At 65.5% G+C, this 16,638-nt stretch carries 14 protein-coding genes and 1 pseudogene; 7 read left to right on the top strand and 8 right to left on the bottom strand.

Annotated features, from left to right (window positions below; translation table 11 throughout):
• The first annotated feature begins 129 nt into the window (after window positions 1–129).
• On the top strand, window positions 130–1,581 hold the full coding sequence (gene obgE / locus CH249_RS00900; RefSeq protein WP_094682563.1) for a GTPase ObgE: 1,452 nt from the start codon (window positions 130–132) through the stop codon (window positions 1,579–1,581).
• 2 nt (window positions 1,582–1,583) lie between these two features.
• Window positions 1,584–2,723, top strand: coding sequence for a glutamate 5-kinase (proB, locus tag CH249_RS00895; RefSeq protein ID WP_179272914.1), 1,140 nt, complete (start codon window positions 1,584–1,586; stop codon window positions 2,721–2,723).
• Here the strand turns inward: proB and CH249_RS00890 are convergent.
• The 5 genes and pseudogenes from CH249_RS00890 to CH249_RS00875 all read right to left on the bottom strand — a co-directional run bounded on the left by CH249_RS00890 (window position 2,696) and on the right by CH249_RS00875 (window position 8,226).
• Window positions 2,696–3,562, bottom strand: coding sequence for a Sir2 family NAD-dependent protein deacetylase (locus CH249_RS00890; RefSeq protein ID WP_373453495.1), 867 nt, complete (start codon window positions 3,560–3,562; stop codon window positions 2,696–2,698). The genes proB and CH249_RS00890 overlap by 28 nt on opposite strands.
• Before the next feature lie 104 nt (window positions 3,563–3,666).
• Window positions 3,667–4,065: an ectoine synthase gene (locus CH249_RS00885; protein WP_032394579.1), complete on the bottom strand. Its 399-nt coding sequence runs from the start codon at window positions 4,063–4,065 to the stop codon at window positions 3,667–3,669.
• 40 nt (window positions 4,066–4,105) lie between these two features.
• Window positions 4,106–5,383 (bottom strand): diaminobutyrate--2-oxoglutarate transaminase, encoded by a 1,278-nt coding sequence (ectB, locus tag CH249_RS00880; protein WP_256980518.1) that lies wholly within the window; start codon window positions 5,381–5,383, stop codon window positions 4,106–4,108.
• A 48-nt stretch (window positions 5,384–5,431) separates the two neighbouring features.
• Window positions 5,432–5,932 (bottom strand): annotated as a pseudogene (gene ectA, locus CH249_RS28265) (diaminobutyrate acetyltransferase); the annotation flags it as partial.
• A gap of 176 nt (window positions 5,933–6,108) precedes the next feature.
• Window positions 6,109–8,226, bottom strand: a complete 2,118-nt coding sequence (locus tag CH249_RS00875) for an ATP-dependent DNA helicase RecQ (RefSeq protein WP_094631124.1) — start codon at window positions 8,224–8,226, stop codon at window positions 6,109–6,111.
• Window positions 8,227–8,333: 107 nt separating this feature from the next.
• On the opposite strand from CH249_RS00875, the gene crcB (CH249_RS00870) reads away from it, so the two are divergent.
• Both crcB (CH249_RS00870) and crcB (CH249_RS00865) read left to right on the top strand, forming a co-directional pair.
• Window positions 8,334–8,753 carry a fluoride efflux transporter CrcB gene (gene crcB / locus CH249_RS00870; protein WP_094631125.1) on the top strand — a complete coding sequence of 140 codons (420 nt, stop codon included), beginning with the start codon at window positions 8,334–8,336 and terminating at the stop codon, window positions 8,751–8,753.
• On the top strand, window positions 8,750–9,121 hold the full coding sequence (gene crcB, locus CH249_RS00865; protein ID WP_045194623.1) for a fluoride efflux transporter CrcB: 372 nt from the start codon (window positions 8,750–8,752) through the stop codon (window positions 9,119–9,121). The genes crcB (CH249_RS00870) and crcB (CH249_RS00865) overlap by 4 nt, the downstream gene beginning before the upstream one ends.
• Before the next feature lie 37 nt (window positions 9,122–9,158).
• Here crcB (CH249_RS00865) and CH249_RS00860 read toward each other — a convergent pair whose 3' ends face one another.
• The 3 genes from CH249_RS00860 to CH249_RS00850 are packed head-to-tail and all read right to left on the bottom strand — an operon-like array spanning window position 9,159 to window position 10,897.
• The gene (locus CH249_RS00860) at window positions 9,159–9,563 is read right to left on the bottom strand and encodes a VOC family protein (RefSeq protein WP_094631086.1); all 405 of its coding nucleotides are present in this window, start codon (window positions 9,561–9,563) and stop codon (window positions 9,159–9,161) included.
• A 9-nt stretch (window positions 9,564–9,572) separates the two neighbouring features.
• Complete coding sequence (locus CH249_RS00855; RefSeq protein WP_094682562.1) at window positions 9,573–10,028, bottom strand: helix-turn-helix transcriptional regulator; 456 nt, start codon at window positions 10,026–10,028, stop codon at window positions 9,573–9,575.
• Window positions 10,025–10,897: a ribokinase gene (locus CH249_RS00850; protein WP_254924276.1), complete on the bottom strand. Its 873-nt coding sequence runs from the start codon at window positions 10,895–10,897 to the stop codon at window positions 10,025–10,027. Before CH249_RS00850 ends, CH249_RS00855 begins: the two co-directional genes overlap by 4 nt.
• Before the next feature lie 94 nt (window positions 10,898–10,991).
• Here CH249_RS00850 and CH249_RS00845 point away from each other — a divergent pair, with 94 nt between their 5' ends.
• Genes CH249_RS00845 through CH249_RS00835 form a run of 3 tightly spaced genes read left to right on the top strand, consistent with a single transcriptional unit; the run spans window position 10,992 to window position 16,638 of the window.
• On the top strand, window positions 10,992–12,257 hold the full coding sequence (locus tag CH249_RS00845; protein ID WP_032394574.1) for an aspartate aminotransferase family protein: 1,266 nt from the start codon (window positions 10,992–10,994) through the stop codon (window positions 12,255–12,257).
• Complete coding sequence (locus CH249_RS00840) at window positions 12,254–15,166, top strand: FAD-binding and (Fe-S)-binding domain-containing protein (RefSeq protein WP_094682561.1); 2,913 nt, start codon at window positions 12,254–12,256, stop codon at window positions 15,164–15,166. The genes CH249_RS00845 and CH249_RS00840 overlap by 4 nt, the downstream gene beginning before the upstream one ends.
• The gene (locus tag CH249_RS00835; RefSeq protein ID WP_094682560.1) at window positions 15,163–16,638 is read left to right on the top strand and encodes an NAD-dependent succinate-semialdehyde dehydrogenase; all 1,476 of its coding nucleotides are present in this window, start codon (window positions 15,163–15,165) and stop codon (window positions 16,636–16,638) included. Before CH249_RS00840 ends, CH249_RS00835 begins: the two co-directional genes overlap by 4 nt.

Below are 16,638 nucleotides of genomic sequence, written 5' to 3'. Positions count from 1 at the left end.
CTGCTCGAGTCGACCATCCACGGCGTACGTTCACAGCTCCCGATAGGGGCGGACCAGGGTCATGAGACCGGTCCGCCCCTATCGCTTTTTTCTCCCGCTTTTTCTTTCACGAAAGGATCGAAGACAGCTATGTCACGATTCATCGACCGCGTGGTGCTGCACGTCAGCGCCGGCAAAGGTGGCAACGGCTGCTCTTCGGTTCACCGCGAGAAGTTCAAGCCTCTCGGTGGCCCCGACGGTGGCAACGGAGGACAGGGCGGCGGAGTCGTGTTCGTCGTCGACAGCAACGTCCACACTCTGCTCGACTTCCACTTCTCCAGCCATGCCAAGGCAGGCAACGGAACTCAGGGCATGGGCGGCAACCGCGAGGGTGCCAACGGCGAGGACCTGATCCTCAAGGTTCCCGACGGCACCGTCGTGCTCGACAAGAAGGGCAACGTCCTCGCCGACATGATCGGCGAGGGAACACGTTTCGACGCCGCTCCGGGCGGCCGCGGTGGACTCGGCAACGCAGCTCTCGCATCGAAGGCTCGACGTGCCCCCGGATTCGCACTGCTCGGCGAAGAGGGCGTCGAGCGCGAACTCGTCCTCGAACTCAAGTCCGTCGCCGATGTGGGCCTCGTCGGTTTTCCGTCGGCCGGTAAGTCCTCGCTGGTTTCGGTGCTCTCCGCCGCGAAGCCGAAGATCGCCGACTACCCGTTCACCACACTGGTGCCCAACCTCGGTGTCGTATCCAGTGGAGACACCACGTTCACCGTCGCCGACGTCCCCGGGCTGATCCCCGGCGCGAGTCAGGGCCGCGGTCTCGGACTGGACTTCCTGCGGCACCTCGAGCGATGCGCTGTGCTCGCACACGTAGTCGATTGCGCCACACTGGATCCGGGTCGCGATCCGATCTCCGACGTCGACGCCCTCGAAGCCGAGTTGGCGGCCTACAAGCCGGCTCTGTCCGGTGATGCCAGCCTCGGTGATCTCGCCGATCGGCCCCGCATCGTCGTACTGAACAAGGCAGACATTCCCGAGGGTGCCGAACTCGCCGAGATGGTCACCGCCGAGTTCGAGTTGCGTGGGTGGCCCGTGTTCACCATCTCCGCGGTGACGCGTGCCGGTCTCAAGCCGCTGACGTTCGCGTTGGCGAAGCTGGTCGAGGAGTACCGCACTGCGCATCCGGCTCCCGAGCCGCGGCGTCAGGTGCTGCGTCCGGTCGCCAAGAACGACGACAGCTTCAAGGTGGTGAAGGATCCGGACATCCCGGACGGCTTCATCGTTCGCGGTACCCGACCGGAGCGGTGGGTACGCCAGACGCAGTTCACCAACGACGAGGCCGTCGGCTACCTCGCCGACCGTCTCGCGCGGCTCGGCGTCGAGGACGCACTCATCAAGGCCGGCGCTCAGCCCGGTGCTTCGGTCACCATCGGCGACGTCTCGTTCGATTGGGAGCCGCAGACCCCGGCCGGTGTCGAGATCACGATGACCGGCCGTGGCACCGATGCCCGCCTGGATCAGGTCGAGCGCATCGGCGCATCCGAACGCAAGCATGCCCGCCAGGTTCGTCGCGGGCTCGATACCGAACAGGAGTAGCCGTGGTGGCGGTGCGTGAATCCGATTCGCTCGCAGAGGCTCTCACCGATACCCGTCGCACGATCGCCGATGCCAAGCGCATCGTGGTCAAGATCGGTTCCTCGGCTCTCACCAGCCTCGACACCGGTCTGGATCTGGGCCGACTCGATCTGCTCGCCGACGCCATCGAATCTCGGATGCGCAGCGGCACGGACGTGGTGGTCGTGTCCTCCGGCGCGATCGGCGCAGGGATGGCACCGCTGGGCCTGACCAAGCGTCCACGAGACCTGGCGACCAAGCAGGCTGCGGCGAGCGTCGGACAGCTCGCTCTGGTTCATGCGTGGAGCTCGTCGTTCCACCGGTACGGACGCACGGTCGGACAGGTTCTGCTGACGGCCGAGGACATCGCGCGGCGAACCAACCATCGCAATGCTCAGCGCACCCTGGATCGGCTGCGCTCGCTCGGTGCCGTGGCCATCGTCAACGAGAACGACACGGTCGCCACCGCGGAGATCAGGTTCGGCGACAACGATCGCCTGGCTGCCCTGGTCGCCCACCTCGTCGGAGCGGACGCGCTGTTCCTGCTCTCGGACGTGGACGGGTTGTACGACGGTGATCCTCGCAAGGGCGAGGCGACGCTGATCCCGGAGGTGACCAGCCCCGAGGATCTCGACGGCGTCGTCGCCGGTTCCGGGGGAGCGCTCGGCACCGGCGGAATGGCGTCCAAGCTGTCCGCTGCGCGTCTCGCAGCCGATGCCGGTGTTCCGGTGCTGCTGGCTGCGGCATCCGATGCGGCACACGCACTGACGACGTCCGCGGTGGGTACCGCCTTCGCTGCTCGGCCGACGCGGTTGTCGGCCCGCAAGTTCTGGGTCCGTCATGCCGCGGATGCCGCGGGAGAACTCCACCTCGACGCGGGGGCGGTGCGTGCAGTGGTGGATCGGCGACGGTCGTTGCTGTCCGCCGGTATCACGTCGGTGACGGGATCCTTCCACGGCGGCGATGTGGTCTCGTTGGTCGACCACGGCGGCGTCCTGGTGGCTCGCGGGGTCGTCGCGTACGACTCGGCGGAGCTGGCCGGAATGCTCGGGCGGTCCACAGGGGAGTTGGCCGCGGAGCTACAACGACCTGTGGTTCATGCCGACGATCTGGTTCCTGCCTGATCGAGGTCGTCGGCCAGCGCGGTCGCCACCTCAGAGCAACCGGCATGGACTGTGAGAGAAGCGAATTCGTCGCCGCGGGTGGTACCGCGGTTGACTATGACGATCGGCTTCGACTTCTTGGACGCGTGCCTGACGAACCGCAGGCCGGACATCACGGTCAGCGAGGATCCGAGCACCAACAACGCATCGCTTCGGTCGACCAGATCGTATGCCTCGGCGACACGCGGCTTGGGAACACTCTCACCGAAGTAGACGATGTCGGGTTTCAGTATGCCCGAACATGATTCGCAGTCGACCATTCTGAAGTGCGCGGTCGAGGAGATGATCGCGTCGGCATCGGGCGCGATCTCGACGCCGTTTGCGGGTGCAACCGACTCGAGGAAACCCGGATTGGCACGATCGAGTCGCCGGGCCAGTTCGAAACGCGAGATCAATCGCTCGCAGTTCAGGCAGCGAACGCGGGCGTAGACGCCGTGCAGGTCGATGACGTTCCGGCTGCCCGCCTTGGTGTGCAGCATGTCGACGTTCTGGGTGATGATGCCGGTGACGACGCCGGCCCGTTCGAGTCGGGCGAGTGCTCGGTGCCCGTCGTTGGGTACCGCGGCATCCATGTGTCGCCACCCGACGTGGTTGCGTGCCCAGTAGTGCCGACGAAATTCGGCGTCACCGATGAACTGCTGGAATGTCATCGGGTTACGCGGGGGTGACTGCGGACCGCGGTAATCGGGAATGCCGGAGTCGGTGGACATGCCTGCGCCGCTCACGACGGTGACCGTCCTGCCCTCGAGCAGAGAAGTCAGCTGCTCGTACAGGACTGCGGACACAGGAGTTGCATTCACTTCGTCCAGGATAGCGATCCATCGCCCGATGAGCACCGTATCGACGCCTACGGCCCGCACCCGACGCGGAAGCGTCGGTGCGGGCCGTCAGGGACGTACTGGTGCTACGCGGGTACCTCGACGAGGGGGTACACGCCGTTCTCGTCGTGCGTCTCGTTGCCGACGACCGGGGGATTGAATACGCACAGCATGCGCATCGTGGTACGCGGCTCGACGGTGTGGCGCTCGTGTCCGTTGAGCAGGTACATCGATCCCGCACCGAGCTCGTAGGTTTCTCCGGTCTCGCGGTCGGTGAGCGTTCCCTCGCCCTCGATCAGCCAGACGGCCTCGACGTGGTTGGCGTAGTGGAAGTTGTTCACCGTGCCGGCCTGAATCGTGGTCTCGTGGAACGAGAATCCGACCTTGTCGCCGCCGAGAATGATTCTCTTGCTGCGCCAGTTGCCGTCTTCGCTCTCGATGTCGCGATCGGTACCGGTGATCTCCTGGGTGGTGCGAACGATCATGCGATGTCCTCCTTCGATGTCGGTTGCTGCGGACGGACGGTCAGGAAAGCACCTTGGCGACGGCGCTCTCGATGACGTCCAGACCGCGGTCCAGCTCGTCCATCGTCGTGGTCAACGGTGGGAGCAGCTTGACGACTTCGTCCTTCGGTCCTGCCGTCTCCACGAGCAGATGCTCGTCGTAGCAGAGCTGTGAGACCTTGCCGGCCAACTCGGCGTCGTCGAACACCAGTGCCTGGACCATGCCGCGGCCGCGAGTGGAGATGCCGTCGAACTTTGCGCAGAGCTTGATGAAACGATCCTGGATGTGCTCGCCCTTGGCGAGGATTTCCTTCTCGAAGCTGTCATCGGACCAGTAGTGGTCGATGGCGGCCTTCGCCGTGACGAACGAGGGGTTGAAGCCGCGGAAGGTGCCGTTGTGCTCGCCCGGTGACCACACGTCCAGCTCGGGCTTGAACAGGGTCAGTGCCAGCGGCATACCGTAGCCGCCGATGGACTTGGACAGCGTGACGATGTCCGGGGTGATGCCGGCTTCCTCGAACGAGAAGAACTGTCCGGTGCGACCGCAGCCCATCTGGACGTCGTCGACGATCAGCAGGATCTCGCGACGCGAGCACAGCTCCGCCAACGCGCGCAGCCATTCGGGACGCGCCACGTTGATGCCGCCCTCACCCTGGATGGTTTCCACGATCACTGCGGCCGGGCGGTTGAACCCGCTGCCCGAGTCGTCGAGTACGCGCTCGAACCACTGGAAGTCCTCGGTGACTCCTCCGAAGTAGTTGTCGTACGGCATCGGAGTGGTGTGCACCAACGGAATTCCGGCGCCGGCACGCTTCATCGAGTTGCCGGTGACCGACAGCGCGCCGAGTGTCATGCCGTGGAATGCGTTGGTGAAGTTGATGATCGCCTCACGCCCGGTGACCTTGCGTGCCAACTTCAGGGCCGCCTCGACGGTGTTGGTGCCTGTCGGTCCGGGGAACTGGACCTTGTAGTCCAGGCCGCGGGGGTCGAGGATGTTCTTCTTGAACGACTCGAGGAATTCGCGCTTGGCGACCGTGGACATGTCCAGTCCGTGGGTGATGCCGTCGCTGGTGATGTAGTCCACCAACGCACCCTTGATCATGTCGTTGTTGTGGCCGTAGTTCAGTGCGCCTGCGCCACCGAAGAAGTCGAGGTAGTCGTTGCCGTCCTCATCGGTGATCACCGAGTTCTTCGCGGTGGAGAACACGGCGGGCCACTGGCGGCTGTAGCTCCGCACTCCGGACTCGACGGTCTCGAACACATCGGGCTTCTCTGTTGTGACGGTGTTCTTTTCGGTCATGTTCTGCTTGTTCCTTTCGTAATTCCGCGATGCGTCGGGGCCTACGGTGTAGAGCTCCTCCGCTTCGTGGCTATCAGGGAAATCGTTGGGCGCGAACAAATCCGACTTGACGATGTCGGTGCCTCGCTTACGTGCGAGGCTCGTGAAGGTTGCGATGGACGCTTCGTTGTCCGGGCTGATCGTCGTTTCCAGATGCGTGATGCCCTGTGGCTCGAGGCGGTCGAGCAGCTCCATCAGCATGCGACCGGCAAGTCCCTTGCCACGCTGGTCCGCATCCACGGCGACCTGCCACACGAACAGTGTGCGGGGGGCGTCCTGGCGGATGTATCCGGTGACGAAACCGACTGCGCGGCCGTCGATGTCGGATACGACGGTGGTGGCCGCGAAATCACGGCACCACAACACGTACGAGTAGCTGGAATTGAGATCCAGAACTCGCGAATCTCTTGCGATCTCCCAGAGCCGGACTCCGTCGGAGATCTGTGGCTTACGAAACTTCACTGCGTCCGGCGCAGTGAGCGGGGTACCTCTCAGCAATGCGGGCTTCATAGGAAAAACAAACGTAACAAGGTCGCCGAGGCATATCGAGTGAGTCCGCAGATCGACCCCCGAAACGGACATGCTTCCCCTGGTTAACCACCGATTGTGATGGTGGTCACACATTCCTGACCCAGCTGGCTGTACCCAGCGCTGCAGAAATCAAACCATGCAATTTCGACCGGTCGTCATTTCGGTGTTGCGAGAGCGAACGGCAACACCGCCGAGGCGCCCGCTGACGTCAGAGCCGACGCCGCACAGGTGAACGTCCACCCCGTGTCGGTGACCAGATCGATCAACAGGATCGGTCCCGTCACGGACGATACGTCCGGAACGTCCCACGAGTCCACCAGCCCGGCGACCCGAAAGGCCGAATTGGCGGCCGACACGGGTGGATGACCTGCCCTGACCTGCATCACCCCGAGATCCTCCAATTTGCCGACCGATGCCAATCGCGCGGCGATCGACCGCACCAGGAGCGGGTGGGTAGGGGAGTCGAGAGCCAGAACGGCAGTGGGCCGCTGCTTCCAATCCCAGTTGGCGAGCACGGTGATGCACGCCTTCTCCAGTGCATCGGTGGCCGGAGCGTCGGGCGCATCGAGCAGGGCACGCAGTCGGCTGCCCCAGCCCAGGTCGGTGAGCCGGCCCAGTACACGCCCGGGTTCGTGGGGGTCGGAGATCTTGCCCGAGAGCGAGACACCGAGCTTCTTCATACCGCTGGGCCACTGCTTTCTGGGCTGCAGGTCGATGCCCGGCCGATCCAATCGTGCCCTCGCCGAGTCGACCGAGGCCGCATCCACCGAGGCGGACAGGTGCTCACCGGTGCAGTTGTCGCACCGCCCGCATCGGTCGGACTCACTACCGGGTGCGCCCAGGTCCGGGTCGTCGAGCTGTCTCCGCAAGAACTCCATCCGGCAGCCGTCGGTGCTCTGGTAGTCGATCATGGCCTGCTGTTCGCGGTCCCTGGCCTGCTCGAGACGCTCGTAGCGGGACGCGTCGTACGTCCATTGCTCCCCGGTCGCCATCCAGCCGCCACGAACGCGTCTGACCGCGCCGTCGACGTCGAGGACCTTCAGTACCATCTCGAGCCTGCTGCGGTTCAGCTCGACCAGCGGCTCCAGTGCCTGCGTCGACTGAGCCTTCTCGGTGTTCAATGCATCGATGACCTGCCGCACCAGATGTTCGCGGGGGAAGGCGACCGAGGCGAAGTAGCTCCAGATCTGCCGATCCTCGTGGCCGGGAAGCAGCACCACATCGGCTCGTTCCGTGGCGCGACCGGCACGCCCGACCTGCTGGTAGTACGAAATCGGAGACGACGGTGCCCCCATGTGCACCACGAAACCGAGGTCGGGCTTGTCGAAGCCCATGCCCAATGCGGACGTGGCGACCAGGGCCTTGACTCGGTTGGCCAGCAGGTCACCTTCGAGCGACTCGCGTTCGGTCGGGTCCGTCTGACCGGTGTACGAGGCCACGACGTGCCCCTGATCGGTCAGCAGCGCCGCCAGGTCCTTGGCCGCCGACACCGTCAGGGTGTAGATGATTCCCGAACCGGGCAGCGTCTTCAGATGATCGCCCAGCCACGCCGCCCGTTCGGTGGCGTTGTCGATCTTCACCACGGCCATGCGCAGAGAGTCGCGTGCGAGCCCGCCGCGCAGGACGAGTGTGTCTCCGCCGCCGACACCCAACTGCGCCGCGACGTCGTCCACCACGCGGTCGTTCGCCGTCGCCGTGGTCGCGAGTACGGGGATACCGTCGCGCAACTCGGCGATCAGAGTTCTGATTCGTCGGTAGTCGGGTCGAAAGTCGTGGCCCCAATCGGAGACGCAGTGAGCTTCGTCGACCACGACGAGGCCCGCGTCCCCGGCCAGGGACGGCAGTACCTGATCGCGGAAATCGGGATTGTTCAATCGCTCCGGACTGACCAGCAGCACGTCGAGTTCACCGGAGTTGACCTGCTGATGAATGTCGTCCCATTCGGTCATGTTGCCGGAGTTGATGGTGGCGGCGCGCACGCCCGCCCGCTCGGCGGAGGCAACCTGGTTGCGCATCAGCGCCAACAGCGGAGAGACGATGACCGTCGGACCCAGGCCCTGCGCGCGCAGCAGCTTAGCCGCGATGAAGTAGACCGCCGACTTGCCCCAACCGGTCCGCTGCACCACCAGCGCCCGCCGCCGATGCACCACGAGGGCCTCGATGGCCGTCCACTGGTCTTCGCGCAGCACTGCATCGGGGCCGGCGAGTTCGCGCAACAGTTCCTCGGCGCTCTCGCGCAAGTTCCCGGTCGTGGGCTCCGTGGTCGTTGTCATAGGCTCCATCGTGCAGTAGGCATCCGACATCAAACACGGGCCGGGCGGAAACGGTCGGACCGAGCAGCCCGAAAGGATCATCGGTGGTCGATCCCGATTCCGATTCGATGCCGGCCGACCAGGGACCCGTGCACCGTCACCTGTGGGCACTGGCAGTGGTGTTCGTCGGCGGAGCGGCGGGTACGGCAGTCCGCTACGTGATCGAGGAGCAGCTCCCGCATTCGGCATCGCAGTGGCCGACGGCGACCTTCGGCATCAACATCGCCGGTGCATTCGTGCTCGGCCTTCTGCTCGAGTCACTGGTTCGCGGTGGGCCCGATGCGGGAAATCGGCGCAGGCTGAGGTTGCTGGCAGGTACCGGGTTCTGCGGTGCGTTCACCACGTACAGCACCTTCGCCCTCGAGACGGTCGAAGGGTTCCGGAGTGGGTTCACCGGGGTGGCCGTGGCCTACGCAGTGGTCAGCGTGTTTGTCGGCATACTCGCCGCCTGGGCCGGAATCGCACTGGCAGGCAGAGTGGTTCGATGATCGCGCTGTGGATCGCAGTGGCCGGCGGGCTGGGGGCAGTCGTTCGCTTCGTCGTCGATGCGGAAGTGAAGTCACGTCTCGCGGCACGGACGAGCTTTCCGTGGGCGACACTCGGCATCAACGTGTCCGGGTCGTTCCTGCTGGGGGTGCTGGCCGGATGGGTGATGTTCCGAGCCGGCTCGACCGACGTCCAAGCCGTCATCGGCACCGGGTTCTGCGGCGGGTACACCACGTTCAGCACGGCGAGTGTCGAGACCGTCCGGTTGCTACAGCAAGGGCGTCGACGCGATGCCGCAGTCAACGCGATCGTCTCGCTGCTGGCGTCCGTCCTCGCATGCGGCGGTGGTCTGGCCCTCGCGTCGATGTGAGGTCGGAAACCATGATGGTTCGTTCCGCGGGCTCCACTCACGCCTGACTGACGCGAACCATGTTCCCGGCGGGATCGCGGAATGCCGCGTCGCGCGCTCCCCACGGCTGACTGGTCGGTTCCTGCAGAATTTCGGCGGTGCCTGCCGCGCGTATCTTCTCGAACGCGCCGTCGAGGTCGTCTGCGCGGAACCACAAACCGGGCAGTTCACCCTTGGCGAGCAGCGCAGCGATCTGATCGCCGAGCTCCTGGGACCGTCCCGCATGCGGCTGTGACAGTACGATCGCGATTTCGGGTTGATCGGCGGTGGACAGGGTTATCCACCGGAAGCCGTCGTTTACCACCTCGTTCTTCACCTCGAGTCCGAGGGTGTCGCGATAGAAGGCCAGAGAGGCATCGGGGTCGTCGGTGTAGATGTGGCCGTGGCTCAGGGAAAGTGTCATGTCGCAAGGCTAGGACGCGTCGGACGACATCGCTTCTTCGATTCTGCTCGATTGCGCGGAGATCGCGGTCCGTATCGGTCGGCCCATGGCCAGGGACACGCAACTCGGCATCCCCTGGCTGTCGCTGTGATCACGGGCGCGGTACGCGCTGGGTGTCTCACCGACGATCTCGGTGAAGCGGGAGCTGAAGGATCCGAGACTGGTACAGCCCACTGCGAAGCAGGCCTCGGTAACGCTGACATCTCCGCGGCGCAGCAGGGCCTTGGCGCGCTCGATTCGGCGGGTCATCAGATGTGCGTACGGCGTCTCACCGTAGGCCTCGCGGAAACGGCGACTGAAGTGCGCGGTGGACATCGATGCCGTGCGGGCCAGAGCGGGAACGTCGAGTGGCTCGGCGAATTCGCGATCCATTCGGTCGCGCGCGCGGCGCAGACGTCGGAGTTCGTCGAGGTCGGGGGTGTTCATCCAGTGGCCGCATCTCGCAGTGCGTCGATGTCCTCGCGAGTACCCGAGGACGTGCTCGCACCCGGCCTCGTCGCGGCGAAAGATCCTGCAACGCAGGCCCATTCGACTGCCTTGCGCGGGCCGTCGAACCAGGACGCAGCCAGTGCTCCGGCGAATGCGTCGCCGGCCCCGGTGGTGTCGACGGCGTCGACGCGCGGAGCAGGGACCTCGAACGATTCCGAGCCGCGGTACCGAGCGCCTCGGGCACCGAGTGTGGTGATCACGTGCGTCACCTCGTTCAGCCGGTTTCCGAGTCGGCTTTCCTCGGCCTCGTTGACCACGAGCACGTCGGTTGCCGCCACCAGGGCGTCGGGCAGATCCTGAACCGGTGACGGGTTCAGCATCGTCACCACACCGCGAGAGCGTGCGTACTCGAATGCGGTCACCACGGTGGCGAGGGGAATCTCCAACTGACACAGGAGAATGTCGGCGTCGGAGATGACGGTCAGGTCGTCGTCGGTGAGGTCGCGAACGCGTTCGTTGGCCCCGGGGACCACGACGATGTTGTTCTCGGCGTGATCGTCGACGGTGATGGCGGCGATGCCGCTCGAACCTGCTGTGGTGCGCAGCGCGCGGTCGTCGACTCCCGCGCTCGACAGGGTCCGGCGCAGTGTTTCCCCGAACTCGTCGTCTCCGACCGCTCCGATGAACGACACAGGAACGCCGGCTTTGGCGGCGGCGATGGCCTGATTGGAGCCCTTGCCGCCCGGCGAGGTGGTGAACGATGTGCCCAGCACGGTTTCGCCGGGTTCGGGCAGGGACGGTGCCCGGGTGATCAGATCCATGTTGATGCTGCCGAGCACGGCGATGCGAGGGTTCGAAGCGGACACCGACGAACTGTATCGCTCGGGCGGATGCACTCGTCCCTGAACTGCCAATTGCAGATTGTTGACAATCCTAATTCGGTGGGTGACGATGGCAGCCATGACAGCGTCGACTCGCACCCACCTCAGCCCGGCACTCAAGCAGGCGACCCCGATCGTCGTCGATCACGGAAAGGGCAGCTGGATCATCGGCACGGACGGGCGCAAGTACCTCGACTTCACCACCGGTATCGGCGTCACCAGCACCGGGCACTGCCATCCCCGCGTGGTCGAGGCCGCCCGCGAGCAGGTGGGCAAGATCATCCACGCTCAGTACACGACAGTCATGCATCAGCCGCTGCTGGCGCTGACCGACAAGCTCGGCGAGGTACTACCGCCCGGTCTCGACAGCGTCTTCTACGCGAACTCCGGCTCCGAGGCCGTCGAGGCATCGATTCGGTTGGCGCGCATGGCGACCGGACGGCCCAACATCATCGCGTTCCACGGAGGGTTCCACGGACGCACGGTGGCGGCCGCGTCGTTGACCACCGCGGGCACCAAGTTTCGGTCCGGATTCTCACCGATCATGGGCGGTGTGCATATCGCGCCGTTCCCGTACGCGTTCCGATACGGCTGGGACATGGACACCGCCGTCGCCTTCGCGTTGAAGGAACTCGACTACCTGCTGATGACGATGTCGAGCCCCGCCGACACCGCTGCGTTCATCATCGAGCCGGTACTCGGTGACGGCGGTTATCTGCCCACGCCTCCGGAGTTTCTCGAGGGCCTGCGCGAACGCGCGGACACCCACGGGATCGTCCTCATCGTCGACGAGGTGCAAGCGGGGGTCGGCCGTACCGGGAAATTCTGGGGTCATCAGCACTCGTCGATCACTCCCGACATCGTCATCACCGCGAAAGGTCTGGCCAGCGGATTTCCGATCTCGGCGATCGCGGCATCGACCGAGTTGATGAGCAAGGCCTGGCCCGGATCGCAGGGCGGCACGTACGGCGGCAATGCCGTCGCCGCTGCGGCGGGTGTCGCGACGCTCGACGTCGTGCGTGAGGAAGGTCTGGTCGCCAACGCTGCCGCGCAGGGCCGAGTTCTGCTCGACGGCCTGCTCGCACTGAAGTCCGAGCACTCTGCAATCGGTGATGCACGTGGACTCGGCTTGATGCAGGCACTCGAATTCGTCGACAGCGCAGGCAATCCCGATGCTGCGGCCGCTCTGCGCGTACAACAGGGCGCGATCGACGAGGGGTTGTTGCTGCTCACCTGTGGCGCGCTCGGCAACGTGGTCCGGATCATCCCGGCGCTGATCGTGAGCGACGACGAGATGCGGCAGGGCCTCGACGCGTTGTCGCGCACACTGAAGAACGTGCTGTGACGGCTGCTTCCGTTCGGTCCCCGGTTCCTGCACTCGTGCAGGAAGTACGCGAACTGGGCATCGAGATCGACGACTCGGATCGGCGGCTCGCCGAGTACTCCTACGACGCCTCGAACTACCGAATTCCGCCTGCCGCCGTCGTGTTTCCGCGCAATGCCGATGACGTGTCCACCGTGGTTTCGCGGTGCGCCGCTGCCGGAATCGCGGTCATCGGCCGAGGCGGCGGAACGTCCATGGCGGGCAACGCGATCGGTCGCGGCATCGTGCTCGATTTCTCTCGCCACATGAATCGCGTGATCTCGGTGGACACCGACTCGCGAACGGCGGTGGTGGAACCGGGAATCGTCATCTCGGAGTTGCAGCGAGAGTTGGTGGCGCGCACAGCCGGGGAATTCACGTTCGCCCCCGACCCGTCCAGCAAGACACGCGCGACGGTCGGCGGGGCGGTCGGCAACGACGCATGCGGTAATCATTCGGTGCGCTACGGACGAACAGCGGACCACACGGTGGCGATGGACGTGGTCACCGCCGACGGGCACCTGCTTCGAGTGACTCGTAGCGGTGTGGCGGCAGTGCATTCGCAGGATTCCGCGGCAACCGATGCGGCCGAACGTATCTCGCGTGAGCTGCAGTCGCTGGCGGCGGACAACCTCGCCCTGTTCAGAGTCGAGCTGGGCCGCATACCGCGACAGGTCTCCGGATTTCACCTGTCGCATCTGCTGCCCGAGAACGGGTTCGACGTCGCTCGTGCACTCGTCGGAAGCGAGGGCACCTGCGCGGTGATCGTCTCGGTCACCGTCGCCGTCGTGCCCGTACCGCGGGCCGCGCTGTTGCTCTGCCTGGGCTACGACGACGTGGTGGCCGCCGCGGCCGACGTGACGGCCATTCTCGAGTTCTCGCCTGCCGCGGTGGAGGGTATCGACGACAACATCGCCCGGACGATGGAGTACCGCCGCGGACCGGACTCCGTCCGCGGTCTGCCCGCGGGAAACGCCTGGCTCTACGTCAACCTCGACGGTGCCGATACCGCCGAAGTGGAGAACAAGGCCGCCCGTCTGCTCGAGGCGCTCGGTCTTCTTGGCCGCGTCAAGGAGGGCCGCATCGTCACCGACCCTGCCGATCGAACAGCGCTGTGGCGAGTACGTGAGGACGGCGCGGGGCTCGCGACCCGCCTGGCCGGCGGAGCCGAGTCCTGGGGCGGCTGGGAGGACGCCGCCGTCGCACCCGAGAACCTGTCCGCCTATCTCGCCGACCTCAACGTGCTTCTGGCCGAACACGATCTGACGGGGGTGATGTACGGACACTTCGGTGCCGGCTGCATGCACGTGCGCATCACGTTCGATCAGCGCACCGACGCCGGACGACTAGTGATGAACGACTTCCTGCGCGCCGCCGCGCGGGTGGTGGTCGAGCACGGCGGCAGCCTGTCCGGTGAGCACGGCGACGGCAGGGCACGCTCGGAACTGCTGCCGGTGATGTACTCGTCCCGCATGCTCGACGCGTTCGCACGATTCAAGCGCATCTGGGATCCCGGCGGCATCCTCAACCCGGGGTCGATCACCGATCCGGAACCGATGATGGACAACCTGATGCTGCAGGGCATCCCACAGCGGGAATGGAAGACGACCTTCGATCTGCACCAGATCGGGACGCGGGCAGACCTGGATCCCTTCGTACACGCAACTCAGTCGTGTGTCGGTGTCGGTAAATGCCGCACAGCGTCCGGAGGCGTCATGTGCCCCAGTTTCCGCGCCACGGGCGACGAGAAGGATTCGACGCGGGGTCGAGCACGAGTGCTGCAGGAGATGGTGCGCAGTTCGCCGACAGTTGCCGACGGATGGGCCTCGAAGGACGTGGCCGAATCGCTCGATCTGTGTCTGTCCTGCAAGGCCTGTTCGTCGGATTGTCCTGTCGGAGTGGACATGGCGACGTACAAGTCCGAGTTCCTCGATCATCACTACGCGGGGCGACTGCGGCCGCTCTCGCATTATTCGCTTGGCTGGTTGCCCCGCTGGCTGAAGGTGACGAAGAGAACGGCACCGTTGCTCAACCGTCTGCTCACCCCGCGCATCGCAGCACTGGCGGCTCGGCTCGGTGGGCTGACCACCGAGCGGCCGTTGCCACGATTCGCATCGGCGAAGGAACTGGCGCGAGAAGTCCGGCTCGGCGGCGGCCGCGACGCGGACGTCGTGTTGGTCGTCGACACCTTCACTCAGGGTTTTCGTCCCGAGGTCGCGGGCGCGGCTCAGCGCGTGCTCGAGGACTCGGGCCGCAGCACCGAATGCCGGACCGACGTGTGCTGTGGTCTGACCTGGATCTCGACGGGCCAGCTGAAGGCCGCCCGCGCGCACCTCACGAAAGCCGTTGCAGCACTGGACGACGGCACCGACCGGCCCATCGTCGTCACCGAACCGAGCTGCGCGGCGGCGTTCCGCAAGGACATGCCGGAGTTGGTTCCCACCCCGGCCGCGAGACGAGTCGCGGCGCGAGTACAGAGTTTCGCGGGCGCGGTGATCGATCAGGCCGCGGCCGGGTGGGTGCCCACGGCGGAGATTCCCGACTCGGTGACCGTACAGACCCACTGCCACGAATATGCGGTGTTCGGCAACGCTACCCAGCGCACGGCATTGGCCTCCGTCGGTATCGACGCGGTGCGGGAGGCCACCGGATGCTGCGGCGTGGCAGGCAATTTCGGCTTCGAGTCTCGGCACTTCGAGCTGAGCATGGCGGTCGCCGAGCAGGCCCTCGCGCCGGCGCTCCGTGACGCCGAGCCGGACACTCCGATTCTGACCGACGGATTCTCCTGCCACATGCAGGTGCGTCAACTCACCGGTGACCTGACCGGTGACGCGTCCGTACACCTGGCGCAGATACTCGATCCACGTTCGACGAAAGGACCGCGGCCATGACCGCCAGTTCGACCACCAGCCTCACGCGTCCTACCATCACGGCTCCGACCGACCTGTTCATCGCGGGCACGTGGACCGCCGCAGCGTCCGACGCCCGGTTCGATGTCATCGATCCCGCCAGCGGCGAGGTCATCGCCAACGTCGCCGACGGCGGCATCAAAGATGCCGAGAACGCCATGGCCGCAGCGGTCGACGCCGCCGCCGACTGGGCCGCGACGCCGCCGCGTGCACGTAGCGAAATCCTCCGCGCGGCATACGAACTGATCATGGCGCGGTCGGAGGAGCTCGCTGCGATCATCACCGCGGAAATGGGAAAGCCACTGGCCGATGCGCGGGGTGAGGTGGCGTACGGTGCCGAGTTCTTCCGCTGGTTCTCCGAGGAGGCGGTGCGCATCTCGGGCGATCACACCCTCACCGGAGACGGCAAGAACCGCATCGTGGTCACCCGAGCACCCGTCGGACCGTGCATTCTCGTCACTCCGTGGAACTTCCCATTGGCCATGGGAACTCGCAAGATCGGCCCTGCATTGGCGGCAGGATGCACCGTGGTGTTCAAGCCGGCCGAGCAAACTCCGTTGACGGCACTGGCCCTGGCCGAAATTCTGCGCGACGCCGGTGTTCCGGCGGGAGTGGTCAATGTCGTGACCACCACCGACGCGTCGGGTGTCGTGGGCTCGTGGATGAGCAGCGGTTCGGCCCGCAAGATCAGCTTCACCGGGTCGACGGCGGTCGGCAAGATCCTGCTCGAACAAGCTGCATCGACCGTGATGCGCACCTCGATGGAACTCGGTGGCAACGCACCCTTCATCGTCATGGACGACGCCGATCTCACGCGCGCCGTCGACGGTGCGATGGTCGCCAAGATGCGCAACATGGGTGAGGCGTGCACCGCCGCCAACCGATTCTTCGTACACCACAGTGTCACAGCGCAGTTCGCGGAGGCGCTCGCCGAGCGGATGGGTGCACTGTCGGTCGGGGCCGGAAGTACACCCGGAACCGAGGTGGGTCCACTGATCGACGACGCGGGCCGCACCAAGGTGCAGACACTGGTCGACGACGCCCTCGGGCGCGGCGCACGTGCGATCGTCGGGGGAGTGGCCCCGGACGGACCCGGCTACTTCTACCCACCGACGGTCCTCACGGACGTCGACGCGGCGTCGGATCTGATGTCACAGGAAATCTTCGGGCCGGTGGCAGCAATCGTCCCGTTCGACACCGAGGACGAGGTGATCGCCCTCGCGAACGACACCGAATGGGGACTCGTCGGATACGTCTTCACCCAGGACATCGACCGTGCTCTTCGGATGGGTGAGCGCCTCGAGGTGGGCATGGTCGGCCTCAACACGGGGCTGGTGTCCAATCCGGCTGCGCCGTTCGGTGGCGTCAAACAGTCCGGACTCGGCCGCGAGGGCGGAAAAGTCGGCATAGACGAATTTCTGGAGTACAAATATTTCGCCATTCCCCGAGGCTGA

The sequence above is a fragment of the Rhodococcus sp. 05-2255-3B1 genome, assembly GCF_002258545.1.
Taxonomy (GTDB): domain Bacteria; phylum Actinomycetota; class Actinomycetes; order Mycobacteriales; family Mycobacteriaceae; genus Rhodococcoides.
The sequence above is the reverse complement of the archived record's forward strand: the minus strand, read 5'-3'. Positions and strand labels throughout refer to the sequence as shown.

Bases quoted from the DNA above. Each gene is read 5' to 3' on its own strand.
- ectB (WP_256980518.1), bottom strand. From the start codon at position 5,383: ATGACCGAAAAGAACACCGTCACAACAGAGAAGCCCGATGTGTTCGAG.
- obgE (WP_094682563.1), top strand. From the start codon at position 130: ATGTCACGATTCATCGACCGCGTGGTGCTGCACGTCAGCGCCGGCAAA.
- CH249_RS00885 (WP_032394579.1), bottom strand. From the start codon at position 4,065: ATGATCGTTCGCACCACCCAGGAGATCACCGGTACCGATCGCGACATC.
- CH249_RS00860 (WP_094631086.1), bottom strand. From the start codon at position 9,563: ATGACACTTTCCCTGAGCCACGGCCACATCTACACCGACGACCCCGAT.
- CH249_RS00875 (WP_094631124.1), bottom strand. From the start codon at position 8,226: ATGACAACGACCACGGAGCCCACGACCGGGAACTTGCGCGAGAGCGCC.
- crcB (WP_045194623.1), top strand. From the start codon at position 8,750: ATGATCGCGCTGTGGATCGCAGTGGCCGGCGGGCTGGGGGCAGTCGTT.
- crcB (WP_094631125.1), top strand. From the start codon at position 8,334: ATGCCGGCCGACCAGGGACCCGTGCACCGTCACCTGTGGGCACTGGCA.
- CH249_RS00855 (WP_094682562.1), bottom strand. From the start codon at position 10,028: ATGAACACCCCCGACCTCGACGAACTCCGACGTCTGCGCCGCGCGCGC.
- CH249_RS00835 (WP_094682560.1), top strand. From the start codon at position 15,163: ATGACCGCCAGTTCGACCACCAGCCTCACGCGTCCTACCATCACGGCT.
- CH249_RS00845 (WP_032394574.1), top strand. From the start codon at position 10,992: ATGACAGCGTCGACTCGCACCCACCTCAGCCCGGCACTCAAGCAGGCG.